The following is a 25,235-nucleotide window of genomic DNA, read 5'->3' on the forward strand; positions in this document are numbered from 1 at the left end:
GGTGCTGCTATGGTGTCCCTATAGTGTCCCTATACTTTCCCTATCCCAGCTGGGGAATGACTGGCAAAATGCTTTTAGCACTATGCGAGGAAACCTGATGACCCGGCTGCGGGCCAAGCTGAACTCCCGGCCCCCGGCGGCGTACACCTTAGGGCGCTCAGGCAAGCCAGGGCGGCGGCCGTTCACCTGAACCTCTGCCGTAGCCCCGGGATGCCGGGCGGCTTTTTGTTCACCCACCTTCTTTTCCCAAACACCATGGCAACCAATCAGCAGGGCCAGCGCAGCCAGAACGACCCCAACGCCGCCCAGAACCAGAACCCGCAGGGCCAGAGCCAAAGCAACCAGTCCTCACCCGAGGCCCAGCGCAGTGGCTCTATCGACCAGGATCAGGAACGCTCGGTGCGCAGCGGCCTCTCGGGCCAGGCCAGCCGCCCCCACCGCGTGGGCGACGGGCACCACGCCGACGACCTCGAAGACCAGGTAAACACCACCATGACCAGCGGCACCGGCATGAACCCGCCCAGCGACAAAGGCAGCGAGCGGCAAAGCGGCAAGTCGGGCATGGGCCGCACGGGCGGCAGCTCGGGCATGGGCACCGAGGGCGACCGGAACGCCAATACCGGCAATACCCGCAACGGCTAGCCCGCGGCTCTTTTCGCAGTCGGATTACCTGACCGCCCCCTCTCTGGTTCGCGCCGGGGAGGGGGCGGTCGGCTTGAACGCGCCGCCCGGCTTTGGCGTATGCAGCTCACTACCGGGCCCCGTTGCCGGGCCCCTCACCCCGAAACCCCTCCCTACCATGTCTGAGCAAACGCCCGCCGGCCAAGCGCCGCAAGACGACCTCCACGATGACCTCAAGGCCCTGACCACGCCCGGCAGCCAGAGCGGCAGCGGCGTGTCGCTGGAAAACAACGACGTGCTGCTCGACGCGGCCGCCCGTGCCCGCCGCGCCAGCGAAGCCGCCCAGCCCGGCGACCAAGCCGCCGGCTCGCCCATCAACCGCAGCCCCGAAGCCAGCACCGGCCCGGCGCTTATGTTTGCGTCCGGTTCAACCTGCTTGCTTATGGCGCTTCAGCTCACCTACTCCCGCCGCGCGCTGCGCTTCAACTTTGCGGCCCGCACCTCGCGCGGGGCCCTGGCCGAGCACGAGGCCTGGTACCTGCACCTGCACGACCCGGCCCAGCCCGGTCGCGTGGGCCTGGGCGAGGCCGCGCCCCTGGCCGGCCTCAGCCCCGACTACGGCTCCGGCTTCGAACCCGCGCTGCGGGAGCTGTGCGGGCGCTTCAACGCGGCCGGCTACGCGCAGCCCCCGGCCGCCGGGGACATAGTAGGTGCCGAGTGGCCCGCCCTGCGCTTCGGCCTCGAAACCGCCGCCCTCGACTGGGCCGCGGGCGGCCGCCGCCTGCTGTTCGACAACGCCTTCAGCCGCGGCGAGCAGGGGTTGCCCATCAACGGCCTGGTGTGGATGGGCGAGGCCGACTTCATGCAAGAGCAGATCCAGCAAAAGCTGGCCGAGGGCTACCGCTGCCTCAAGCTCAAAATCGGCGGCCTCGACTTCGACACCGAGTGCGCCCTGCTGGCCGGCATCCGCGCCGTAGCCGGCCCCGGCGAACTGGTGCTGCGCGTGGATGCCAACGGCGCCTTTACGCCCGAGCAGGCCCCCGCCCGCCTGGCCCGCCTGGCCACCTTCGACCTGCATTCCATCGAGCAGCCCATTCGCCCCGGTCAGCCCGCCGCGCTGGCCCAGCTGTGCCGCACTGCTCCCGTGCCCGTGGCCCTCGACGAGGAGCTGATTGGCGTGACCGACCCCGCCCGGCAGGCGGCCCTGCTCGACCAGGTTTGCCCGGCCTACGTGGTACTCAAGCCCACTTTACTGGGCGGGCTGGCCGCTGCCGAACGCTGGATTGAGCTGGCCACCGCGCGGGGTATCGGCTGGTGGATGACCTCGGCCCTGGAGTCCAATGTGGGCCTGAACGCCATCAGCCAGTTCACGGCCCGCTACCCGCTCGCGGGCTTTGCCCAGGGCCTAGGCACGGGGCAGCTCTACCACAACAACGTGGCCTCGCCGCTGCGCGTGGCCGGGGGCTACCTGCACTACGAGGCGCACGCGGGCTGGGAGCTGTAAAAAGCGGCCGGGTATGCAGCTATGGCGGAATTTATTGGTATATTATTTCGCTAATTCTTGCCCCCGTTCCTCATACCTTCTTTGCCAGCTATGGCTCTGCTTTCATTGCCCTGCCGCCGCCTTGCGGGAACTGCCCGGGCACTGTTTTTTCGGGCTGGGCTGCTCGTGGCCCTGCTCGCCACCCTGGCCGCCGAAGCCCACCCCGCGTTTCAGCTGCTGCCGGCCCGGCGCCGGGCCGTGCGCACTTCGTTTCTGCTCGAGCGCAACCTCATTGTGGTGCCGGTGCACCTCAACGGCCGCGGCCCCTTCCACTTCATTCTCGACACCGGCGTGGGCACCTCGCTCATCACCGATCCGCGCCTGCGCGACTCCCTTAGTTTGCGTATCGGACAGCAGTACCTGGTGGCGGGCGTGGGGGAGGAAGCCCCGCTGGTAGCCTTCCAGAGCGACAGCGTGCGCGTGTCGCTGGCCGACGGCGCGGCCGTGGCCCCGGCCCTGACCATGCTGCTGCTTTCGTCTGACGTATTTGACCTCTCGGGCTACGTGGGCATGCCCATTCACGGCATTCTGGGGGCCGATGTGTTTCGCAGCTTCGTGGTGGAAGTGGAGGCCGAGGCCCGGCAGCTTACCCTGCACCGCCCCGAAACCTACCGCCGGCCCAGCGCCGGCCGCTGGGCCCGCCTGCCGCTGACGCTGGAAGGCGACAAGGCCTACCTCGAAACCCAGGTGAAGGTGAACGACTCACTCGACATGCCGGTGAAGCTGATCCTGGACACCGGCGCCGGGCACGCCCTGTCGCTCGAAACCGGCTCCGACGCCCGCATTCAGCTGCCGCCGCAGCGCCTGCGTACCCACCTGGGCCGCGGCCTGAGCGGCGACGTGTATGGTTACCTGGGGCGGGTGCGGGGCCTTACCCTGGGGCCGTTTCAGCTTACCTCGCTGCTCACCTCGTTTCCCGACGACAACTCGGTGCGGGCGCGCGTGCCGGTGCCGCGCAACGGCAACCTGGGCTTCGAGCTGCTCAAGCGCTTCCGCGTCATCATCGATTATCCGCACAACCAGCTGCTGCTGCGCCCCAACGCCCTCTACCGCGACCCGTTCGAGCACGACATGTGCGGCCTCGATCTGATGGCCATCGGAGAAGGGTTTCGCCGCTACGTGGTGTCGCGGGTGGAGGCTGGCTCCCCGGCGGCCGAAGCCAAGCTGCAACCCCACGACGAGATTCTGTCCATCAACCTGCTGCCCACCAGCAACATGTCGCTAACCGAAATCAGCCGCCTGCTGCACTCGGCCGACGGGCGGCAGCTGCTGGTGCTGGTGCGCCGCAAAAGCGGCGAGCTGCTGATGACGCGCGTAACCCTGAAGCGGCAGATCTGAGAATGGCCCCGTCGCCGGCCCGTGCGCGGTATGCGGGCGGTAGGGTGTGCGCCGCGCGGCGAAAACCATTACCTTGGAAACGACCGCGCCGGCTCCGGCCCGGCCCCCGTTTCGCCGCTTTCTGCTCCCGATGACCCTGGCTTCTTCCTCCGCCGCGCCGCCGCTGCCCCCGCCCCCGGCTGCCATCCGGGCCAACCAGCACATCTACCGCGACTATTTCGACGAGGACTTCGTGCAGGCCCTCGACGAGCACGTGTTGCAGCTGCTCGACCGGGTGTGGTTTCGCTCCGAGCTAGTGGGCTTTCTGGAAAGCTTTCCGCAGCGCAACAACCCCGAGCGGCCGCTGATTTTCTGCTCCAACCATTCGGGGATGGCCTTTCCCTGGGACGCCATGGTGGCCCTTTCGCACCTGTACCGGCGCATTCCCCAACCCAGCGACCTGCCCCGCCCGCTGTCGGCCCCCTTGCTCTCGCAGTCGGCCCTGATGAACCCCTTCGTGCTGCGCGACTTCTGGAAGCGCTGCGGGTGCGTCGACGCCACCACGCTCAACTTCGAGACGATGATGTACTACAACGAGCACAACCTGATGCTCTACCCGGAGGGCGTGCCGGGCATCGGCAAGGGCTTCAACAACAAGTACCGGCTGCAGCGCCTGGCCACCAGCATCCTGCGCCTGGGTTTGCAGCACCGCACCGACCTGGTGTTCTTCTCCACCGTGAACGGCGAGTACCTGAATCCCCATGCCTACAGCTGGGACTGGCTGAACCGGCAGAGCAAGAAAATCGGCATTCCGTTCATTCCCGTCACCTGGCTGCTGATTCCGATTCTGCTGCAGCCCTGGTTGTTCTACATGGCCTTCCCGGCCAAGCTCACCTTCGTGCTCGGCCGCCGCATCCGCCCCGCCGACCTCACCAGCAAAGCCCACGACGAGCTGAGCCGCGAAGAGTACCTCGCCCTCTCGGAGCAGGTGCGCGAGCAGATGCAGCAGGACCTGGACGAGGCCGTGGCCAAGTACGGGCAGCAGCCCTACCGCTGGGGCGAGCTGTGGCAGCGCATCAAGGAAAACGCCCGCTACTTCCCGTTTTTCCTGCCCGCGTTCTGGCCCCTGATGTTTCACGAGTTTGAGCGCCAGTACGCCCAGCGGGGGCGGAGCGGCATTCGCCTGAACCTCACCGGCTGGGGCACCACCCTGCGCATGATCTGGCGTAACCCTTTCGTCATCAGTTTCTTTATTCCTTTGCTGGGCTGGCTGCCCATTGCCATTCGCGGCTACCACAAACACAAAATCGGGCAGAAGCTGCCCGGGCAGTAGGAGCAGGGGCGGAAGATCAAGGACCAGGTGGGGAAATAGACCGGGTCAAAGCCCAAAGGCCGCCGAAAACTCCTATCTTATCAACCCTCCGGCGCCGGCCTGCGTTTAGCCGATAAGTTATTGGGCTTCAGGATGGCTTCGGCCGGATCGGCCCTGGCTGGTGAGTTCCGCTTCGTTTCCCCTCGTTTCCCCGTTCATGCCTTCGTTTCAGCATCAGCTGGTCAAAACCCTGCTTACGGCCGCGGCCCGCCCCCTGGCCCGGCGCCGGCCTTCCCTCAACTCGCTGCGCTTGGGCCTGGAGCTGAGCACCCTGCTGCAGGTGATGCCCTGGAACGTGCACTTCGAACGCGTGGGCGCCGAGGAAGGCGTGGTGGCCGAGTGGATTGAGCCCCGCGACGCTGATTCCCGGCGCGTGCTGCTGTACCTGCACGGCGGCGCCTACGTGATGGGCTCGTTGAACACCCACCGCGGCTTCATCGGGGCCCTGGCCCAGCGCTGCGGCCTGCGGGCCCTGTCGGCCGACTACCGCAAAGCGCCCGAAAACCCGTTTCCGGCAGCTTTGGATGACGCGCTGATGGCCTGGCACTGGCTACTGGGGCAGGGCTACCGCCCGCAGGACGTGATTCTGGCCGGTGACTCGGCCGGCGGCGGCCTGGTGCTGGCGCTGCTGCTGCGGCTGCGCGATCAGGGCGCCGCGCTGCCCGCCGCCGCGCTCTGCCTCTCGCCCTGGACCGACCTGACCATTCCGGCCGTGGAGGCCTACGCGGCCGCTACCCTGCCCGACGAAGCCCAATTGGTGGAGGCGTTGGAAATCCGCACCTGGGGTCGCCTCTACGCCGGCAGCACGCCGCCACAACACCCGCTGCTTTCGCCCCTGCACGCCGCCCTGCACGATTTGCCGCCGCTGCTGCTACAGGTTTCCGACGCCGAGCTGCTCTACCACGACACCCTGCGGCTGGCCGCCAAGGCCCGCGCCGCCGGGGTACCCGTGACGGTGCAGGCGTTTGAGGGCTTGGTACACTGGTGGCACCTGTTCTGGCGCACCGTGCCCGAAGCCAAAGTCGCCCTAACGCAGGCCGCCGATTTCGTGCGGGGTATCTGGCAGGCGCAGGCCGAAGCCCAGGCGTTGGCCGGCGCGCTGCGGCAGGCCCGGGCTGCCCGGCACCCGAGCGCACCACCGCTGCGGCGGGCGCGACGCTGACCCTGCCCCGGTCCGGCAGCGAGTAAAAGTTTTCTGCAAAAAATTGGAGCTCAGGTGCCCACGTATATATACCTTTTCGTAGGTTTGTGCCAGGTGCTCGGCATGCATACTATTTTTGCCCTCCGGGGCCGGCCGCGCCGGTTTTGTTTCTTCCCCGTCACCTTCAACTTTCTTCAAGCTCATGGAAGACCTCTTTAAAAAGTTCATCTACGCCGGCGTGGGCTTTGTGTCGCGCACCAACGACCGCGTGCAGGACACCATCAACCAACTGGTGAAGGAAAATAAACTCTCGCAGTCGGAAGGGGAGAAGATCCTGGCGGAGCTGGCCAAAAACACCGATACCAAGCGCAAGGAGTTTGAAACCCAGCTCACCAGCATTGCCAAGCGCGTGATGAAGGGCATGGGCGTCGCGTCCAACTCGGAAGTGGAAGAGCTCAAGCGCGCCGTGAAGGGCACGGGGAGTAAGTCGGCCGCCAAGCCGGCCGCGGCCAGCACCGGCGCTGCCAAGAAAGCCGGCACCGCGGCTGCGGCGGCCCCCAAAGCCAAGACGGCGGCCAAGGCAACCACCGCGGCGGCCGGCGCCGCTTCAACCGCTGCCAAAAAATCGGCCGCGGGCAGCAAGGGCGGGGCCGCTTCGGGTAAAAAGGCGTCGGCCTCTTCCTCGGCCGAAGGTGGCGCGACGGGCGGCAACGCGTAGCCCGGTTGCGGCAAGCTGATGAACCCCGTTGGCCCGGCGTCAGCGGGGTTTTCTTTTGCGCCGCGCGGCGCGTATACCCTGCCGGGAGTGCGCGCCGCGCCTGATTTTTTCCGACTTTGGCGGCAATGTTCAAAAATACGATGACCAACCTGGGGCGCATCCGCCAAGTAGTGGAGGTGCTGCTGCGCTACGGCTTTGAGGACGCGGTGACCACCACGGCCCTGCGCCGGCTGGTGCCACCGGGCCGGCGCCGCAGCTGGCAGCACGGCACGCAGCCGGTGTTCGAGATGTCGCGCTGGGAGCGGGTGCGCATGGTCATCGAGGAGCTGGGGCCCACCTTTATCAAGCTGGCGCAGGTGCTCAGCAACCGCGCCGATTTGTTGCCCGTCGAGCTGGTAGCCGAATTCGAGAAGCTGCAAAGCAACGTGCCGCCGTTTCCCTCCGACGAGGCGCGCCGCATCATCGCGGCCGAGCTGGGCCGGCCGCTGGAGGAAGTGTTTCGCGCCTTCGACGATGTGCCGCTGGGCTCGGCCTCCATCGGGCAGGTACACAAGGCCCAGCTGCTCGACGGCACCGACGTGGTGGTGAAGGTGCAGCGGCCTACGGCCCGCGAGAAGATTACCACCGACCTGGGGCTGCTGCGCGAGCTGGTGCGCTACACCGCCGGCTACCTGCGCAAGCACGGCCTGAGCAACCCTCAGGACATCGTGGAGGCCTTCGAGCGCAGCATGATGCAGGAACTGGACTACACCTCGGAGGCCCGGGCCATGGAGCAGTTCCGCAAGCTCTACGCCGATTACCAGACGTTTTACGTACCCCGGCCCTACCGCGAGCTGAGCACCAGCAAGGTGCTGGTCATCGAGTTTGTGAGCGGCTGCAAGATTACCGACAAGGAGCAGCTGCTGCGTTGGAACCTCGACCCCGCCGCGGTGGCCGAGACGGGCATGGACATCTACCTGACCCAGATCTTTGAGTTCGGCATCTTCCACGCCGACCCGCACCCCGGCAACGTGCTGGTGCGCCCCGACGGCACGGTGGTGCTCATCGACTTCGGCATGGTGGGGCGGCTCACCAAGCAGCAGAAGTACGCCTTCGCGGGCGTGTTCATCAGCATGGGCCAACAAGACGCCCGCGGCATGGCCCTGAACTTCCGCCGCCTGGCCCTGACCTCCGACATCCGCGACATGCGCGCCTTCGAGGCCGCCCTGCAGCAGCTCATCGACGACTTCGCGGGCCTCGACGTGAAGGAAATGAGCATGAGCGCCCTGGCCGAGCAGCTGCAGGGCATCATTTACCAGTTCAAGCTGCAGGTGCCCGGCTCGGTATTTCTGATTCTGCGGGCCCTGGTCATCCTCGAAGGCATCGGCAAGGTGCTGCACCCGGCCTTCAACACCTTCGAGTTTGTGCGCCCCTACGGCCGGCGGCTGGTGCTGGAGCAGTACTCCGTCAACAACGTCACCACCGAGCTGCAGTACACCGGTCAGCAGCTGCTGGCTTTGATGTACACCCTGCCCACCGACCTGCGCCAGATCGTGCGCAAGCTCTCGAAAGGTGACCTGCGCGTGCAGGCCCAGCTGGGCGGCTACGCGCCGCTGCTGCGCACGGCTGAGCGGCTGGTGTCGCGCACCATTATTACTCTGCTGGCGGTAGCCTTCCTGCTGTTTTCGGGACTGAGTTTGCTAGGCAGCTACCCGGCTGCGCAGATGCCCTACTACCACGGCCTGCCCGCCGTGACGTGGTGGGGGCTGGGCATTACGGGTTTCTGGCTGCTGGTGCTCTTCATCCTGACCATTCGCAAAGAGCGGCAGTAGATGGCCCGCGTCGTTGCGAGCGAAGCTGCCCGAGCCTGTCATTGCGAGGAGGCACGACATTCCGCGCACCCAGCGGCATCAACCGGTCCTTTTCGAAGGATGGTCCAAATGAGACTGTCATTGCGAGCGAAGCGAAGCAACCGCAGGAAGGCGTAGCCAATCTTTCCCCTCGCGGCACGACCGAAAGAGCTTGAGTAGCCGAAACCTATTCCGGTTCGTCAGGCTCGTAAGGCTTCTACCACTGACAAGGACCGATTGCTTCGGCTACGCCTCGCAATGACAGCTGGTTCCCGGCTCGTCAGGCCATTCGGTTTCTGCTTCTTCCCAGGACCGATTGGCTACGCCTTCCTGCAGTTGCTTCGTCGTGCCTCCTCGCAATGACAAATCGGAGACGGTTGTGAATTTTGCTTGCAGCTCCGGCTTGCGGCCGTGAACTTTGCTGCCTCATCGACCGGCCTCGCGCCGGCGTTTGGGTTCTGACTAGTGGGTTTCTCTGTTGCTTTTCGTTGGCTGGCCGCGGCGGCCGGTTTGTTGTTTTTCCTGCCGTCACCTGCTCGGGCCCAGGCGCCCCTGCTGCGCGAGGTGCTCATCCGCACCGACACGGCTACCTACCAACTGAGCCGCCACACGGCGTTCGTGCAGGGCGAGCCGACCCTGTTTTTCTGGTTTCGCCGCGACGACGAAACCGTGGAGCTGCGCCTGCAGCCCGAAAAGCCCGGCGTGGGACGACCCCTGCGCCTGCGCCGTTCCGCCGATTTTCAGCAGCTCGACTCGCTCACTCTCGAAATCGATGGCAGCTACCGCACCCGCCTCAAGTTTCAGGACCTGACCAGCGCGCAGTTTGTGCGCCTGGTGGTGGAGCAGCCCGCCGACCAGCCCGGCGAGGAACCCCTGCGCGACGTAGTACCGCTGCTGCCGCTGGCCCGCACCTCGGTGGGTCTGCGCCCGTCGGACGAAGAATTGTACGTGGGCGAGGAAAAGGTTTTTGAGCTGACCAGCTCGAACCCGCGCAACGTGCGCGTGACCGGCGAATGGGTGCGCGGCAGCGACTTCGACTACCGCCTCACCCGCGAGGCCGGCGGCGCGCTGCGCCTGCACGTGCTGCCCAACCAGCTCGGGCGCCGCAGCCTGCTGGTGAAGCTGCAGAGCGAGCGGCCCACCCTGCAAAGCGGGGGCAAGCTCAACTACCAGCTGCCGGCCCTGCGCCAGGAGTTCACGGTGAAGGCCTCGCGCCTGCGCTTTCTCTCGCCCGACAAGCGCAGCGTCACCCTCGACGAAGTGAGCCGCCGCCGGGGCGTCGAGCTGATCCTGGACAACGGCCGCTCGTTCGACCTGCGCCGCACCTACCGCCTCGAAGACCAGGAGGAGCCCGGCGGAGCGCTCATCGCCGAGCTGTTTACCCGCCAGTACCTGAGCAACGACCGGGTGCTGTGCTACCTGCGCCCCTACAACACCCACCGCCAGACCGAAGGCTACCTCTACATCAAGGACCAGGACCAGGCCCGCTACGTCACCAACCTCGACATCACCCCCAAAACCACCATTACCACCGTGCAGGTGCTGCACCGCGGCGGCGACTGGACTTCGTCGCTGAACGTGAACCCCGGTGAAACGGTGGACGTGCGCCTGGAAGGGGAGGGGCTGCAGAAAGCGCGCTTCCACTTCGAGGACCTGCAGGTAATTCCCTCCGACTCGTCGGTGCGCACCGATGCGCGGGTAGTGCTGCGCGTGCAAGTGCCGGTGACCTTCGACAAGCGCAAGAGCACCATCCTGAACGCCGGGCAGCCTACGGGTTTTGCCCTGAACGTGCGCGAGTTTCAACGGCCCCACGCCCTCGACTTCGTGAGCGTGGCCTACGGCGAAACGGCACGGCCCATCACCCGGCTCAACGGGCCGGTGCTCTACCCGCGCACCATCCGCGACGTGGTGTTCAGCTTCAACGCCAACGCCCTCGACTCGGACAAGGCCCTCTACGGCAAGCAGTACCTGAGCTTTGAAATCCGCACCCTCAACAGCAAGGGCGAGCTGGTGGAAATCCGCACCGTCGACAACGTGCTGGTGTGCCCCGGCGACAACTCGCCCCGGGCCGCTTTCTACCAGGACAAGGCCTGTCGCGCCGATCCGCTGAGCCTCAACAGCGTGCTGGGCCGCAAAACCTACGACCTCGACGACTGGAGCCGCATCATCGTGACGGTGAAGCACCAGGCCGGCCAGTACCAGGAGCCGGGCTCGACCCAGGTGGTGGAGCTGGTGCTCAAGCGCACCGTCAAGTTCGACATCGACGTGAGCTTTCCCGGCGGTCTGCTCACCAAGCGCGCCGGCGAAGCCAGCTACACCGACTTCGGGGGCATCTCGCTGGCCACGCTGGCGCAGTTCAGTTTTTACCACCCCGAGAAAATCAACCGCCTGCGGCCCTACAAGATCGGGGCGGGCTTCGTGGCTTTGAACGCCTTCAACCTGACCTCCAACGCCAGCGTGCAGCGTGATTTGGGGCTGGTGGTGCTTGGTTCGGTGTACCCCACCCGCCGCGATGCCAAGCTTACCTTCCCGCTGTACCTGGGCGGGGGCTACCTGATGACCAAGAAAAAGCCCTTTCTGATGTTTGGCCCGGGCATTGGCGTGCGGCTGTAGCCCGCTGGTTGGGCGTCGGGGCTGCCGGACGAGTGGCACAGCTGCTTTCTGCTGGCTGGGGCCGCTGGCGCGGTTGGGAAAGGCGCTGAAAAAAAAATCGGTAACGAGAGAAGGTTGCTGTCGTATGTTTATTAACTTTGAGACGCAAAGTACTTTTTATAGCAGCTGACCCAGCTGCCTCAGCTTAACTGCTCTGGCCAGCCAAGCCGCGCGCTGATTCCGGCGCATCGGGAGGTGTACAATGAATGATTGGCCCTCCCGTGTTAATAAACTTTGCATTTCAAAGCTCTTTTTAATCCCTCCACATGCGCCTTGCTACCTCCCTCGACCGGCTGCACTCCCGGGTAAAGCAGATCCGGTGGTTCCGCGACTTCGCGGTGTTCAACCGGGTGGCGCTGGCCCTGGGCTTTCTGCCGTCGGGCTACGTGAAAATTGCCGGGGAGCGGTTTACCGATTTGGCGACCTGTCACCCCATGGGCAATTACTTGGAGGCCCTGCACCGCACGGGCTATTACTACACCTTTATCGGGGTATTGCAGCTGATGGCGGCCGTTTTGCTTTTGATTCCGCGCACGGCCACGCTCGGCGCCATGATCTACTTTCCCATAATTCTCAATATCTGCATTCTGTCGCTGGCCGTGCGGTTTGAAGGCTCCTTGCTGACCTCGCCCCTGATGTTGTTGGCCAATTTATATCTGCTGTGCTGGGACTACGATAAGCTTAAATATGTATTTCCTTTTCAGCCGCCCGCCGCGCGTCAGCAGGCTGGGATATAGCCCGCAATACTTATTCGCTGATACATTTCAGGTCGCTTTTCATCCGCTCATTTGAACCGAAGCAGCGAAGACGTTTTGAAAACCTTGCCGATAGTTCTGCTGGCCGTATTGGCCCTGACCGCTGCCTGCGAAATGATGCCCCGCAACACCCTGGCCGACTGCCGCCGGCAGTGCCCGGACAGCAGCAAGCCCGAGGCCTGCTACGATTTCTGCGCCTGCATTCACCAGCGTTGTCAGCCGCTGGCCAAGTGCCTGGAGCAGTACGAGCAGACGCCCGCCACCGCACTGCTGGCCCCCGAAACCCCGCGCAGCCTGCAACCCGATTCCCAGGCGCTTTCCTGGCTCAGCACGCTACTGAAGATGCGGTAACAGGAAAACCATTTCGCTGATTTCTCCCACTTAAATACCCTGCAGCAAGGGAAAAACCATGAACAACACCTCCAATGCCCCGGCAGTTATCTACGATGTTTTGAACTGGTTATTTGGCCTGCTGGCCCTGGCCATTGGCCTGATAAATACCTTTTGGGGCAACGACCCCGGCTTTGGTTTATTTATCATGCTGCTTTCCCTGGCGTTTTATCCGCCGGTAAATATTCTGCTGAAGAAAATGGTGGGTTTTGCTATTCCGGGTTTGGTAAAAGCCCTGCTGGCCCTTTTTATTCTTTGGGTGTCGTTGGGCGTGGGGGAGTTATTCGATAAGGTAGAGCTGATGCTGCTGAGTTTTAAATAAGTTGATTTCCTCAGGGTTGCCGAGGTAACGGCGCGAAATGAGCGGAGCGGCTTGATTGTTTGCAAGTTCACCTAAAACCGAGCGGAGCGTCATGAAAGAAAATACCGTCCAGGGGAAATTTACTCCGTCGAGCGTACTTAGTTGGGTCTTTGGTATTGCCCTGGTGGTAGTGGGCCTGCTGAATATGATTTTGGTGCACGTGGTGCCGGGAGTGGCTTACCTGCTGGTTTCCCTCGTGTACTTCCCGCCCGCCAATGCCTGGCTCAAAGTCCGCACCGGTTTCGCCATTCCGGGCATCGTCAAGGTTCTGTTGGGCATCGTCATCATTCAGTTCACCCTGGGCGTGAGCGACCTGGGCGACATGATTGACTAGGGCGTTTCAGTGCGAGAACCGCCGGCCTGCGGGGCAGCTACACGTCTGGCATCACCACAAACGGCACCTGGAGCGCCTCGGCCAGCTGCTGCCCGGCCGCCCGGGCCTGGGTCTGATCGGCCAGCGCAAATTCGCCTATCACCTGGCCGATGGCCACGTTGGGCACCGAGAGCAGCAGCGTGAGGTGTCGCTGACGCCGGTTGGGCACAGCCGCGCTGCGCCGGTCGGTGTCGTACACCAATATGTCGGAGTGGGTTTTGAGTACCACCCGCGCCACCGCCGGCAGGGGCAGCCAGAGGCCAAACCGCGCCCCGAGCAAGCCGGTGAAATGGCGGAACCGGCGGCCCGGCAGGTCCAGCTCAACTCCTTCGTAGCCGACGGCAACCAGGCCGCCCAGCACCAGCAGGCCCCCGGCCAGCAGCGGAAGCTTAACCAGGGAGAGTAGGCCAATTCCCGCCGTCGCAAGGCCCACGCGAAGCGACGGGCGTGCTAATTGAATTTGGTGAGTCAAGGGCGTGGAAAGAAAGCGCAGCTGCTAGCTGGGCAAATGAAACTGCCTACTTAAGCCAGCGCCGCTGTTAAACCTTATCAGCGAGGTAATAAAGGTAAAAGCCCGGCCTTTTGAGGGACCGGGCTTTACTGCGTGCGGAACAAAAGGCAGTAGCTTAACCCAGCTGCATTTCCTGGATGATCTGCCGGATGCGGCCGCTGAGCTGCTGCTGGGCCTGCTCGAACGACTGGCCGTCGGCGAAGGGCTGCTTGAGGCTGAAGTAGAACTTGATCTTGGGCTCGGTGCCCGAGGGGCGGGCCGACACCTTGGACCCGTCTTCGGTCAGGAACTGCAGCACGTTCGAGCGTTCGAGCTCGAGCGGGCTTTCCTGGCCGGTGCGCAGGTCGCGGGCTACCTGCTGCTGGTAGTCGAGTAGCTGCACCACGGGCGAGCCGCCGAGCGAGGCCGGCGGGTTCTGGCGCAGCTGGGCCATCATTTCCTGGATTTCCTCGGCCCCGCGCTGGCCTTTTTTGGTGAGCGAGATGAGGTCTTCCTGGTAGAGGCCGTAGGTGCGGTACATCTGCACCATTTCCTCGTAGAGCGTACGGCCCTGGTCTTTGGCCACGGCCGCCATTTCGGCAATCAGGCAGCAGGCCGACACGGCGTCTTTGTCGCGCACGAACGAGCCGATCATGAAGCCGTAGCTTTCCTCGCCGCCGCCGATGTAATAGTGGCCCTGGTTGAGGGCCTCCTGCTCGCGGATGATGCCGGCAATGTACTTGAAGCCGGTGAGCGTCTGGTAGGCGCGGATGCCGTGGCGGCGGGCCACGTCGCCCAGCACGTCGCTGGTTACGATGGTGTACACGATGTAGTCCTTGTCCCGATCGAGCTTGCCGGCCTGCTGGCGGGCCGACACGAGGTAGTGGGTCAGCAGCGCGGCCGTTTGGTTGCCGTTCACCAGCACCCACTCGCCGCGGGTATTTTTCACGCCGATGCCCACGCGGTCGGCGTCGGGGTCGGTGGCAATAACCAGGTCGGCGTCGAGCTGCTGGGCCTGATCCAGGGCCATCTGCATGGCCACCTTCTCCTCAGGGTTGGGCGACTTCACGGTGGGAAAGTTGCCGTCGGGCGTGGCCTGCTCCTGCACGATGTGCAGATTGTCGAAACCAAAGCGCGCCAGGGCCTTGGGCACCATGGTAATGCCCGTGCCGTGCAGCGGGGTGTACACGATTTTCAAATCGTGCTGGCGCCGGATGGCCTCGGGGTTGATGCTGAGCTGCTGCACCTCGCGCAGGTAGGCCTCGTCGATGTCGGCGCCGATGAGGTGAATCTTTGCCGGGTCGGCCGCAAACTTCACTGCATCGACGCTCTGAATGGCGTTTACTTCGCGGATAATGTTCTGGTCGTGGGGCGCTACCACCTGGGCGCCGTCGTTCCAGTACACCTTGTAGCCGTTGTACTCTTTGGGGTTGTGCGAGGCCGTGACCACCACCCCGCTCTGGCAGCCCAGGTGGCGGATGGTAAACGACAGCTCGGGCGTGGGGCGCAGCTCCTCAAACAGGTACACCGTGATGCCGTTGGCCGAGAAAATGCCGGCGGCGGTTTCGGCGAAGGTCCGCGAGTTCAGGCGCGAGTCGTGGGCCACTGCCACCTTGATTTCCTGGCCGGGGAACGACTGGAGCAGGTAGTTGCACAGGCCCTGGGTGGCCATGCCCAGGGTGTAGCGGTTCATGCGGTTCGAGCCCACGCCCATGATGCCGCGCAGCCCGCCGGTGCCGAACTCCAGGTCGCGGTAGAAGGCGTCGTTGAGGGCTTCTTCGTCGCCGGCGGCCTGCAGGCGCTGAATCTCGGCTTTGCTGGCCTCGTCGTAGTTGCCGGAAAGCCAGGTGTTGATTTTCTGTTGAACGTGGTCGGGAAAAGCCATAATCAGGTAGTCAAGTCGGGGCGGTTTACTGGCCAAAGAAACGGGAAGTTGGCAAAGGGGCAACAAGGCCAAGGTAAGGCTCACATTATCATGCTATTGAACTGAGTCAAGAATTTTCCGCACTTGCGGCGGCAAATCCGAACGTCGGCCGCGCTGCCGGGCAGCGAGCAGACCGGCGGGCAAGTGTGGTCGCGTTCCGTTTGGCAGTACCGTTTTCCATTCCCTTCATGCAAACTCCTCACCGTCTCGTCAGCGCCCTGCTGTTTCTGGTTGCGCTGCTGATCATCTTGCTGGTGCCCGTGGCCGCCGCTCTGGCCCAGAAACCCGTCAAGGCCGACATTCTGCCCCTCTTCGACAAAGTGCCGGCCCCGCCCGCCGCGCCCGGCTGCGCCCTGACCCGCCCCGCCGCCCTGGCCGACCTCGACCGACAGATCGGCCAGCTGGCGCAGGCCATTGGCGCGGGCCGCACGCCCGAGCAGGCCCGCGAGGCGGCTGCTATGCAGCAGATGGGCCAGCAGGCCACGGCCGCCGGCGTCGACAAGATGACCGATCAGCAGAAGCTGGCTTATATGCAGCAGCAGGGCAGCACCATGCCGGGCTACAACGCCCAGGCCATGCAAATGGCCCAGCAGATGCAGGACCCCGCGTTTCAGGCCAAGCTGGCCAAGATGAGCGACCAGGAAAAAGCCGTGTACATGCAGAAGATGATGGCCGCGCCCAACACGGCCCAGCAGCGCATGGTGGGCGACCCGGCCTTCCAGGCTGCCCAGGCCGACTTCATGGAGCAGATGAAGAACCCGGCCTTTAAGCAGGCCTGGGAAAAGAAGTCGGAAGCCCAGCAGGACGCCTACATGGCCTCGCTCATGCGCAAGCACGGCCTCGACGAAGCCAAAATGAAAGCCATTGCCGGCAAGCAGGCGCCCGCGGCGCCGCTGGCCCCGCTGGTAGCCACGGCCGCCATCGAAGCGCAGGGCAAGCTTTCGGAGGCCGCCGTGCGGGAAATGAGCCAGCCCCACGGCTTCGCGCGCACCCAGCAGCAGTACCAGGCCGCCCTCGAGAGCCTGCGTAAAACTCAGGAGGCCGCCCGCCTGCCCGAAGCCCGCGAGGGCGACTGCCGCGGCCAGGAGCAGGCCTACCAGCAAAACCGCCAACACCTCAAGCAGCGCCTCGACCTGATGAGCAAGTACCTGGGCCAGCTGGCCACGGCCTGGGCGGCCCGCAAAACCGAGCTGAAAGCCCGCGTAACGCCCTTTCACGCCGAGCTGGCCCGCATTCACTACGGCGACGACATCAAGCGGTCCGAAGAAAAGGCCCTGATCAGCAGCCTGGCCGGCGGGCAGCAGCTGATGCTGCAGCACGTAAGCGAGCTGGTGAGCTACGTGGGCAGCCTGCACGATCTGAACAAGGAATACTGCGAGCTGAAGAAGCTCTACGACCAGCCCTTCCGCTGCGAAGAAGCCACCTGCTTCCCGGCCACGGCCCGCGTGCAGCTGCCCGACGGCCGCCAGGTGCCCATCAGCCGGGTGCGCCCCGGCATGGAAGTGCTCGGCTACGACGCGGCCACCGGCCGCCTGGTGCCCACCCGCGTGCAGCGCCTCGACATTCACGATGAGCAATCCTACGAGCTGGTGCAGCTCACCATCGGCACGCCGGCCGTGTACGCGGGGCTGGAGCCGGCGGCCGCGCCCGGCCAAGAAGCCGCAGAGCTGGTACTCACGCCCAACCATCCCGTGCTCACCGCCGCCGGCCCGGCCCTGCGCGCCGACGAGCTGCGCCCCACCGACGAGCTGCTGCGCCTCGGCAACGCCGCCGTGGAAACCACCCACCTGGCCGACCGCCAGCCCGCGGGCAAAACCGGCACCGTGTACAACCTGCGCACCGCCACCGGCAACTACTTCGTGAGCGGCGTGCTGGTTGGCTCGAAGTAACAACTGCCCCAGCCGCGCCCACGGAAAAGCCCCGGCCGAGCTGTTCGGCCGGGGCTTTTCCGTGGGCGCGGCGCATTCTACGGCTGAACCAGCATGGCCTGCGAAGTGGTTTGGCCGTCGACGCTCAGCTGGCAGCGGTACAGGCCGGCGGGCAGCGCGGCCCGGAAGGGCACCTGGTGCGGGCCGGCCACGCCGGGCGCATCGACCAGCGTGGCTACCAGGCGGCCGGTGGCGTCGAGCACCGTCAGGCGCACGGCCGCGGGGCGCTCCAGGGTGTAGCTGATGGTGGTGTGCTGCTGAAAAGGGTTGGGGTAGTTCATCAGGCGCACAGCACTGGCAGTTCGCAGCGCGCGGGCGGAAGTGACTACCGTCCGGGCCGGGTCATTCACGTCCACGCCCGCCGTGGAGCCCAGTACGCCGTCGACCCCGCCGGGCACCTGGTTGAGCACCGCCTGGCCCGAGGCTTCGTCGAACTTGAAGTAAGCCACCAGGCCCGGCGCACTGGCCGCGGCGCCGTTCTGGCGGTCGGCCTGAATCTGGCTGGCCGAGCGCGCCACGTTCCAGACCATGACTTCGTCGAGGTAACCATTCCAGCTGGTGTCGCCCACGTTGTAGCCGATGCCGAGGTTCTGGCCCCCCGGCGCGGGCGGGGTGGTGTTGGCGGCAATCTGGGTGCCGTTCAAATACAGGCGGCCGGTGGTGCCGTCCCAGGAGTAGGCCACGTGGGCCCAGGTGTTGGTGGGCACGTTGCCGTCGCTGAGTACCTGGTACACCGAGAGCTGGCCGCCGAAGGTCACCCCGAACCAGATGTCGTCGTTGCCGAACTCCAGGATGGTGTTGTGCGAGCCGCCGTCGGAAAAGGAGGCCCCGATAAAGTACACCCACGATTCGAGGGTGAACGAGCCGGTAGGGGCCGCCAGCGGCACGCTGACTTTGTGCTGCCGGGTGTTGTTGAACGACAGGGCCCGGCCGCCCAGCTGCGCGTGGCTGCTGAAGCTGAGACCGGTGCCGAGCAGGGCCAGCAGGCCGGCTTTGCGAAGGGTTGAATTCATAGTGGGTAAGAAAGAAGTGAGAACCGTCCCGCACACCACGCCCGGGCCGGGGCAAAAGCCGGCCGCCGGGCAGGGAGATTGGGCCCGCTAAATAGCTGCCAATCAAGGCGCGCGTCAATCGCACGAACATGTTCGCCGCCGGGTGCAACCCCCAGCAAAAAGCCACGACCCCCGGGGAGGTCGTGGCTTGGCAGCGGCCCGCGAGGGCCGGTTGGTCCGTGAATTAGAGGTTGCCGCGCAGGGCCTGCTCGCGCTCAATGGCTTCGAACAGGGCCTTGAAGTTGCCCTTGCCGAACGACTTGGCGCCCTTGCGCTGGATGATTTCGAAGAACACCGTGGGGCGGTCTTCCACCGGCTTGGTGAAAATCTGCAGCAAGTAGCCTTCTTCGTCGCGGTCCACCAGCAGGTTCAGCTCCTTGATGCTTTCCAGCTCCTCGTCGATGTGGCCCACGCGCTCCAGCAGGTCGTCGTAGTAGGTGGCGGGCACGGTGAGGAACTCCACGCCGCGGCGGCGCAGCTCGGCTACCGTGGTGCGAATGTCGTGGGTGATGATGGCAATGTGCTGCACGCCGGCATCGTGGTAGAAGTCGAGGTACTCTTCGATCTGCGACTTTTTCTTGCCCTCGGCCGGCTCGTTGATGGGGAATTTCACGAAGCCGTTGCCGTTCGACACCACCTTCGACATCAGGGCCGAGTACTCGGTGGAGATGTCGTCGTCGTCGAAGGTGATGAGCAGCTTGAAGCCCATCACGTCTTCGTAGAACTTTACCCACTGGTTCATCTGGCCCCAGCCCACGTTGCCCACGCAGTGGTCCACGTACTGCAGGCCCACGGGGTTGCCCTGCGGCACGGTGCTCGACTTGGCCACGAAGCCCGGCAGGAAGGGGCCCGAGTACTTCGAGCGCTCCACGAAGGTGTGGATGGTTTCGCCGTAGGTGTAGATGCCGGCCATGGTTACTTCGCCGTGCTCGTCGGAAATCGTGTAGGGCTCGAAGGCGGGCTTGGCGCCGCGCTTGGTGGTTTCCTCAAACGATTTGCGGGCGTCGTCCACCCACAGCGCCATCACCTTCACGCCGTCGCCGTGCTTGGCCACGTGGCGGGTGATGTCGGAGTCGGGCAGCAGGGAGGTGGTCAGCACCAAGCGGATCTTGTTTTGCTGCAGCACGTAGCTGGCCCGGTCGCGCACGCCGGTTTCGGGCCCGGCGTAGGCCACCAGCTCGAAGCCGAAGGCCGCCTGGTAGAAGTAGGCCGACTGCTTGGCGTTGCCCACGTAGAATTCCAGGTGGTCGGTGCCGTTGAGGGGCAGAAAATCGGCAGTGGCGGGAGTAGCGGCGGTGGCCGGCGTCATCGTTTCCATGGGAGGGGAAGCTAGGGTGGGAGGTTCGGGCCTGGGAAGGTTCGGTAAAAATACAGTTTCAGCGTAATTAGTGCCCCCGGCGCCGGGCCGCGGCAATGGTTTGGGGTTTTTTCCCAACTTTGCTTTCAGTGGCTGCCGCATCGGCTCAACCTACTTCGATTATGGATACCAACGCTCTGAACACGGCCCTCGTGGCCCTGCTGGCCAAAAAGCACGAACTCCACCAGCTCGCCTACAGCGACACGCGCTACGACGACATGGAAGAGGAACTGCACGACCTCGAGGACGACTTCAACGAGGAGTACGGCGACTTCCTGGAAAAAGCCCTGGAGAAGGTGCACGCCGACCTCAGCTCCGACACCGACGTGCTGCTGCCTACCGCCTACCTGCCCAACAACCCCACGCCCGTGGCCGAAGACGGCGTGTGGGTCGATTCGGAAAAGTACCCCGGCAAGCAGGTGCGCCTGGTGCTGCTGCCCAACCCGGTACGCCTGGTGCTCAACACCGGCAAAGGCCAGCAGCACGAGCTCTGGAAAGCGTAGACTGCGTTGTCAGTTGTCAGTTGTTAGTTGCCAGTTGTCAGTCGCGGGACCGGCAGCTGGCAACTGCTTTTTAGCGCGCCGGCCAACCCGTACCGCTCCGTTCGTTGCCCGTACCAACAACTATCAACTTGCAACTGACAATTCACCATGCTCTACCGCATTGCCGAGCGGGCCGACTGGGACGCGGCCCGGCAAACCGGCTTCTTTGCCAGCGCCGACCTCGCGGCCGAGGGCTTCATTCACACCTCCGAGCGACACCAGGTGGTGGAAACCGCCAACCGCTACTACCGCGGCCGCCCCGATGTGCTGCTACTGGAGCTGGATGAGCAGAAACTGCTGGCGGCGGGAGTAGCGGTGCGGCACGAGTTCGTGGCCAGCCGGCAGCAGGCGTTTGCCCACGTGTTCGGGCCCGTTCCCCTGCAGGCTATTGGGCGCACGTTTGCCCTGGTGCCCAACGCAGCCGGGCAGTTTGCTCTACCGCCAGAGCTGTAGCCCGGGACGGACGAGGGACAGCAGCAGCGGCCGCTGAAAAATAGGCGGCGGGCGAGTTGGTGCCCGGCGGCAATAGTCGTTTCTTACCTGGCATTATTCCCTGCCCGTATGATTAATGCTTTCCGCAACTCCTGGCGCCTGGCCCTGGGTCTGGCCGGCTCGGCCCTCTGGCTCACGGCCTGTTCGCCTTCCTACTACGTGCTGGTGAAGCCCAGCAGCGGCGCCGCCCGCTGGGAAGACGGCCTGGAAGTGGTAGCTGCCGAAGTCGACAGCGTAGACGTTCGCTTGGGCGTGGCATCGACGCAGGGGCCGTGGCTGGAGTTTGCCGTGACGGTGCGCAACCGCAGCCTGCGCCCGGTGCTGGTGGCCCCCGAAACCTTCTACTACGACGCCTACACCGCCGGGAACCCCAGCCCGCTGCGCGTAACGGCCAGCAACCCCGAAGAAGCCATTCAGGCCTTGCAGGCGCAGACGGCTACCCAGGAACGTCAAGCTACTGCCGTGCCCGCGGCCGAGGTACTCTCCTCGCTGAGCAACCTGGTGGACGACCTCAGCAGCAAGAAGCGCAAGGAAACGCCCGAGCAGCGCGAAGCCCGCGAAGAGACCTTTCGCCGGGAGCAGGCCCGCTACGAAGAAGTGCGCACCCAGAACGCGCTGCAGGCCGTGGCCTCCCGCGACCAGCTGCGCAGCCTGGAGCAAACCCTGCTGCGCAAAACCACCCTCGACCCGGGCTACGTCCTGCACGGCCGCATTCGCTTTCGCCGCTATACCGATGCCGCGACCCGCCTGCGCGTGGTGGTGCCCGTGGGTGGGCGCGAGTTGGCCGGCGACTTCACCCAAACCCGCCTGCTGATGGATGGCCGGCAACTGCCCACGGCGGCCAGCAACCCCCGGTAGCTGGCTGCCCAGTAAGCCGAAAGCCCCGCTGGAAGTGCTTCCGGCGGGGCTTTACGGTAAGTAAATGCGGCGGCCTACTTCAGGGCCACGGGCACCTCCAGGTTTTCCCAGCGCAGCACCAGGCCTTTGTCGGTTACCTCGTAGGCCAGCTGCTCGGCGCTGGTAAGGGTTTTGCGGGGCGTCACCTGCACGCGCAGCGCGTCCTGCTTTTCGTCGTACTTGTAGGCGCCCCACTGCTTGGCGGTCTTGTTGAACACGATGGTCCACTGCTTGTCGGTGGGAATAGCGAACAGGCTGTAGGTGCCCGCCGGCAGGGTTTTGCCTTCCACCGTCAGCGGCTGGTCGGTGGTGATGGTGGTGGCTTCGTTGGCCCCGGCCCGCCATACCTGGTTGTAGGGCACCAGCTCGCCCCAGATCTTGCGGCCTTTCACCGCGGGGCTGTTGTACTTCACGCTCACGTTGGCCTTGCCGATTTTGCCGCTGGCCGTGGCGGGCGGGCTGGCGGGCTTGTCCTGGGCCTGCAGGCCCACTGACCAGAGCAGGCCGCTGAGCAGCAGCACGAAGGCGCGGAGCAGACGAGGGTTTTTCATGGGAAGAATGATTGAGAAGAGGTTGGGAAATGCCGGAGTCGGCGGAAAAGCGCGGCTAAAAACGAGAATCAGTCCAGCATCAGACGAGCAAATGCCGGCGGGGCTGCAAGCCGGCTTCTAAAGTTTGCGGCCGGGCTTCAGGCGCACCGAATATAGCCGCGGGCAAGGTAGCAAAACCGGCGGATGCGGCCCACTACACCGGCGTTTCCACGTCGCCGGGGCGCCGGCCGGTTTTGCCCACGCGCGGGTTCGGCTGCAGCTCCGCATCGGGGTAAGGCAGGCGGCGCCGGATTACTGGCCGCACTCCTTGGGCGCGGGGCCGGGCAGCCGCTTGGCTGCTGACGCGGGAAGCCGGCTTACACGAACTCGGCCAGCTCCAGCCACCGCTCACCCTTGGCGTCGAGGTCGGCGTCGGTGCGCTTGAGGTCGGCGGCCCAGTCGGCCAGCTCCTGGTGCGAGCCTGAGCCGGCGTTGAGTTTGGCAATGAGCTGCTGCTTGTGGGCTTCGAGCTGCTCGATGTCCTTTTCCAGCGTGTCGTACTCTTTTTTCTCGGCGAAGCTGAGCTTGCGCTTCGAGCCCGCCGGGGCGGGAGCGGTCTTCACCTCGGCCGAAGGAGCCACGCCGGCGGCGGCTTTGGCAGTGCGCGCCTGCTCGCGGGCGTACTCCTCGCTCTGGTGCTCCTTCTGCCACTCGCGGTAGTCGGTGTAGTTACCCGGGAACTGCCGGATTTCGCCGCCGGGCTCGAGCACGAACACGTGCTCCACCAGCGCATCCATGAAGTACCGGTCGTGGCTTACGATGAGCAGGCAGCCGGTGAAGTTCAGCAGGAAGTCCTCCAGGATGTTGAGCGTGATGATGTCCAGGTCGTTGGTGGGCTCGTCCAGAATCAGGAAGTTGGGATTCTTGATGAGCACGCGCAGCAGCTGCAGACGGCGCTTTTCGCCCCCGCTGAGCTTGCTCACCAGCGTGTACTGCTGGGCCGGCGGAAACTGGAAGTGCTGCAGAAACTGCGAGGCCGTTACCACGTCGCCGTTGGCCATTTCCACCACCTCGGCCACTTCCTTCACGATGTCAATCACGCGCTGCGTCTCGTCGAACTCCAGCTCAGTCTGGGTGTAGTAGCCGAACACGGTGGTCTGGCCCGCGTCCACGGTGCCCGAGTCGGGCTGAATCTTGCCCGTGAGCATGTTCAGCAGGGTCGACTTGCCCGCGCCGTTCGGCCCGATCAGGCCGATGCGGTCCTTTTTCTTGAACACGTAGCTGAAGTCGTCGAGCACTACTTTGTCGCCCCACTGCTTGTGGAGGTGCTCCACCTCAATGATTTTGCCGCCCTGTCGGGTGGTTTTCACGCTCAGCTCCAGCTGCGGGCCGCCGATTTTGGTTTTGGCCTTTTCCTGGGTTTCGTAGAAGGCGTCGATGCGGGCTTTCTGCTTGGTGCCGCGGGCCTGGGGCTGGCGGCGCATCCACTCCAGCTCCTTGCGCAGCAGGTTGCGCGCCTTCTCTACTTCGGCCACTTCCATCTGCTCGCGCTCGGCCTTTTTTTCCACAAAGTAGGAGTAGTTGCCCTGGTAGCGGTGCACCCGGCCCTGGTCCAGCTCCACGATTTCGTTGGCGACTTTATCCAGGAAGTACCGGTCGTGGGTCACCATCAGCAGGGTGAGGGTGGGGGAGGCCAGGCGGTTTTCCAGCCACTCGATGGTGTCCAGGTCGAGGTGGTTGGTGGGCTCGTCGAGAATCAGCACCTCGGGCTCTTCGATGAGTACCCGGGCCAGGGCCACGCGCTTGCGCTGCCCGCCCGAGAGGTGCTTGACCTGCCGCTCCAGCAGCGGCCCCAGAATGCCCAGGCGCCCCAGAATCTGCTTGACCTGCGCCTCGTAGTCCCAGGCATTGAGCGCGTCCATCTGCTCCATCACCCGCTGCAAGTCGTCCGACTTGTGGTTGGGGTCGTTCACCACGTGCTCGTAGTCGCGGATGGCTGCCAGCGTGTCGTTTTGCGAGGCGAAGATGGTTTGCTCCACCGTCAGCTCCTCGTCGAACACCGGCTGCTGGCCCAGGAAGGCCACCCGAATGCCCTTGCGTACGCTCACCAGCCCGGTGTCGGGCGGCTCGAGGCCAGCCAGAATGCGCAGCAGGGTGGTTTTGCCAGAGCCGTTGATGCCCACCAGCGCCACCCGCTGACCTTGTTGCAGGCCAAAGCCCAGCTCGCGGAACAGCCAGCGGTCCGCGTAATTTTTAGAGAGGTTTTCCCCGGAAAGCAGATTCATAGCTGCAAAGGTAGACCACGGATTTTGCGGATTCGACGGATTGCCCGGATTTGGCTGCGCCGACCTTCGGTTCGTGGACGATTGAACCCTCGCTCAGCAAAGTTCACCTCGCTGGGCGCGATTAGCCTTCGGCACGCGGGGCCAGCGCAACTGCGGAAAATCCGGGGCGAAACCGCCCGGCTTCGCCACGCAAAAGTCGGCTACGAAATCCGGGCAATCCGCAAGAATCCGTGATTCAGATGATGCGCACGCGGTCCACGTGCACGTCGTCGCGCAGGATTTCCAGGCCGCGGTAGGCCAGGGGGCGGCCGGTGTTCATGGTCAGGTTGCCGCCGTCGCTGTGAATGTGGGCCACGTCGAGCACCAGCTGGGTGTACTTCCGTTCGCCCAGCTCAATGGCCATGGGGCGGCCGCGGCTGGTGTCGAACTGGTTTAATGCCTGGTCAATTTCGTCGAGAATGACGCTACGGGTCATACAGGATAAAGTAAAGCGGAAAGGTTGCGGGCAGCCAACATACGCAATTCACGACACCCACCGGCTGCCGCGGGTTGCGCGGCCGGGCCCGCGGGGGCGGAAAAATGCCCGCTGCCTGCCCCGGCCAACGGCTAATTGGCGGCCGGGCCGGGGTGCGTGCAGCCGGCCCGGCCGCCGGGTGTATTTGTCAG

At 64.7% G+C, this 25,235-nt stretch carries 23 protein-coding genes; 16 read left to right on the plus strand and 7 right to left on the minus strand.

Annotated elements, in window-relative coordinates; all coding sequences use genetic code 11:
* The first annotated feature begins 255 nt into the window (after window positions 1-255).
* The 12 genes from ACE191_RS00860 to ACE191_RS00915 all read left to right on the plus strand — a co-directional run bounded on the left by ACE191_RS00860 (window position 256) and on the right by ACE191_RS00915 (window position 13,033).
* Entirely contained in the window at window positions 256-642 is a 387-nt protein-coding gene (locus ACE191_RS00860; RefSeq protein WP_400190285.1) for a hypothetical protein, read from the plus strand.
* A 157-nt stretch (window positions 643-799) separates the two neighbouring features.
* Window positions 800-2,125, plus strand: a complete 1,326-nt coding sequence (locus ACE191_RS00865; protein ID WP_400190286.1) for an o-succinylbenzoate synthase — start codon at window positions 800-802, stop codon at window positions 2,123-2,125.
* A 90-nt stretch (window positions 2,126-2,215) separates the two neighbouring features.
* Window positions 2,216-3,502: an aspartyl protease family protein gene (locus tag ACE191_RS00870; protein WP_400190287.1), complete on the plus strand. Its 1,287-nt coding sequence runs from the start codon at window positions 2,216-2,218 to the stop codon at window positions 3,500-3,502.
* A 73-nt stretch (window positions 3,503-3,575) separates the two neighbouring features.
* Complete coding sequence (locus tag ACE191_RS00875; RefSeq protein WP_400190288.1) at window positions 3,576-4,814, plus strand: hypothetical protein; 1,239 nt, start codon at window positions 3,576-3,578, stop codon at window positions 4,812-4,814.
* Window positions 4,815-5,010: 196 nt separating this feature from the next.
* Complete coding sequence (locus ACE191_RS00880; protein WP_400190289.1) at window positions 5,011-6,015, plus strand: alpha/beta hydrolase fold domain-containing protein; 1,005 nt, start codon at window positions 5,011-5,013, stop codon at window positions 6,013-6,015.
* A 181-nt stretch (window positions 6,016-6,196) separates the two neighbouring features.
* Window positions 6,197-6,712 (plus strand): phasin family protein, encoded by a 516-nt coding sequence (locus ACE191_RS00885; protein WP_400190290.1) that lies wholly within the window; start codon window positions 6,197-6,199, stop codon window positions 6,710-6,712.
* 125 nt (window positions 6,713-6,837) lie between these two features.
* Window positions 6,838-8,523: an ABC1 kinase family protein gene (locus ACE191_RS00890; RefSeq protein ID WP_400190291.1), complete on the plus strand. Its 1,686-nt coding sequence runs from the start codon at window positions 6,838-6,840 to the stop codon at window positions 8,521-8,523.
* Window positions 8,524-9,051: 528 nt separating this feature from the next.
* Entirely contained in the window at window positions 9,052-11,154 is a 2,103-nt protein-coding gene (locus ACE191_RS00895) for a hypothetical protein (protein WP_400190292.1), read from the plus strand.
* A gap of 305 nt (window positions 11,155-11,459) precedes the next feature.
* On the plus strand, window positions 11,460-11,930 hold the full coding sequence (locus tag ACE191_RS00900) for a hypothetical protein (protein WP_400190293.1): 471 nt from the start codon (window positions 11,460-11,462) through the stop codon (window positions 11,928-11,930).
* 84 nt (window positions 11,931-12,014) lie between these two features.
* Complete coding sequence (locus ACE191_RS00905) at window positions 12,015-12,299, plus strand: hypothetical protein (RefSeq protein ID WP_400190294.1); 285 nt, start codon at window positions 12,015-12,017, stop codon at window positions 12,297-12,299.
* A gap of 58 nt (window positions 12,300-12,357) precedes the next feature.
* The gene (locus ACE191_RS00910; RefSeq protein ID WP_400190295.1) at window positions 12,358-12,660 is read left to right on the plus strand and encodes a hypothetical protein; all 303 of its coding nucleotides are present in this window, start codon (window positions 12,358-12,360) and stop codon (window positions 12,658-12,660) included.
* 91 nt (window positions 12,661-12,751) lie between these two features.
* Window positions 12,752-13,033 carry a hypothetical protein gene (locus ACE191_RS00915; RefSeq protein ID WP_400190296.1) on the plus strand — a complete coding sequence of 94 codons (282 nt, stop codon included), beginning with the start codon at window positions 12,752-12,754 and terminating at the stop codon, window positions 13,031-13,033.
* 37 nt (window positions 13,034-13,070) lie between these two features.
* On the opposite strand, the gene ACE191_RS00920 is transcribed toward ACE191_RS00915, so the two are convergent.
* Window positions 13,071-13,505, minus strand: a complete 435-nt coding sequence (locus ACE191_RS00920) for a hypothetical protein (RefSeq protein ID WP_400190297.1) — start codon at window positions 13,503-13,505, stop codon at window positions 13,071-13,073.
* Window positions 13,506-13,698: 193 nt separating this feature from the next.
* A complete protein-coding gene (locus ACE191_RS00925) occupies window positions 13,699-15,447 on the minus strand; it encodes a phospho-sugar mutase (protein ID WP_400190298.1) in 1,749 nt (582 codons plus the stop codon).
* 227 nt (window positions 15,448-15,674) lie between these two features.
* Here ACE191_RS00925 and ACE191_RS00930 point away from each other — a divergent pair, with 227 nt between their 5' ends.
* Window positions 15,675-17,375 (plus strand): Hint domain-containing protein, encoded by a 1,701-nt coding sequence (locus ACE191_RS00930; protein WP_400190299.1) that lies wholly within the window; start codon window positions 15,675-15,677, stop codon window positions 17,373-17,375.
* Between the two features lie 77 nt (window positions 17,376-17,452).
* Here ACE191_RS00930 and ACE191_RS00935 read toward each other — a convergent pair whose 3' ends face one another.
* Both ACE191_RS00935 and hppD read right to left on the minus strand, forming a co-directional pair.
* On the minus strand, window positions 17,453-18,427 hold the full coding sequence (locus tag ACE191_RS00935) for a LamG-like jellyroll fold domain-containing protein (protein WP_400190300.1): 975 nt from the start codon (window positions 18,425-18,427) through the stop codon (window positions 17,453-17,455).
* Between the two features lie 223 nt (window positions 18,428-18,650).
* Window positions 18,651-19,784, minus strand: a complete 1,134-nt coding sequence (hppD, locus tag ACE191_RS00940; protein ID WP_400190301.1) for a 4-hydroxyphenylpyruvate dioxygenase — start codon at window positions 19,782-19,784, stop codon at window positions 18,651-18,653.
* A gap of 161 nt (window positions 19,785-19,945) precedes the next feature.
* On the opposite strand from hppD, the gene ACE191_RS00945 reads away from it, so the two are divergent.
* The 3 genes from ACE191_RS00945 (at window position 19,946) to ACE191_RS00955 (ending at window position 21,715) form a co-directional block, all read left to right on the plus strand.
* Window positions 19,946-20,326 carry a hypothetical protein gene (locus tag ACE191_RS00945; protein ID WP_400190302.1) on the plus strand — a complete coding sequence of 127 codons (381 nt, stop codon included), beginning with the start codon at window positions 19,946-19,948 and terminating at the stop codon, window positions 20,324-20,326.
* Between the two features lie 147 nt (window positions 20,327-20,473).
* Window positions 20,474-20,818 carry a DUF952 domain-containing protein gene (locus ACE191_RS00950; RefSeq protein WP_400190303.1) on the plus strand — a complete coding sequence of 115 codons (345 nt, stop codon included), beginning with the start codon at window positions 20,474-20,476 and terminating at the stop codon, window positions 20,816-20,818.
* Window positions 20,819-20,926: 108 nt separating this feature from the next.
* Window positions 20,927-21,715: a hypothetical protein gene (locus ACE191_RS00955; RefSeq protein ID WP_400190304.1), complete on the plus strand. Its 789-nt coding sequence runs from the start codon at window positions 20,927-20,929 to the stop codon at window positions 21,713-21,715.
* Window positions 21,716-21,789: 74 nt separating this feature from the next.
* Here the strand turns inward: ACE191_RS00955 and ACE191_RS00960 are convergent, their stop codons facing one another.
* The 3 genes from ACE191_RS00960 to ACE191_RS00970 all read right to left on the minus strand — a co-directional run bounded on the left by ACE191_RS00960 (window position 21,790) and on the right by ACE191_RS00970 (window position 25,044).
* Window positions 21,790-22,305, minus strand: coding sequence for a DUF2911 domain-containing protein (locus ACE191_RS00960; protein WP_400190305.1), 516 nt, complete (start codon window positions 22,303-22,305; stop codon window positions 21,790-21,792).
* Window positions 22,306-22,661: 356 nt separating this feature from the next.
* Entirely contained in the window at window positions 22,662-24,569 is a 1,908-nt protein-coding gene (locus tag ACE191_RS00965) for an ABC-F family ATP-binding cassette domain-containing protein (RefSeq protein WP_400190306.1), read from the minus strand.
* 235 nt (window positions 24,570-24,804) lie between these two features.
* Complete coding sequence (locus ACE191_RS00970) at window positions 24,805-25,044, minus strand: hypothetical protein (protein WP_400190307.1); 240 nt, start codon at window positions 25,042-25,044, stop codon at window positions 24,805-24,807.
* Between the last annotated feature and the right edge of the window lie 191 nt (window positions 25,045-25,235).

The organism is Hymenobacter sp. B81 (assembly GCF_044628455.1).
In the GTDB taxonomy this organism is placed as follows: Bacteria; Bacteroidota; Bacteroidia; order Cytophagales; family Hymenobacteraceae; genus Solirubrum.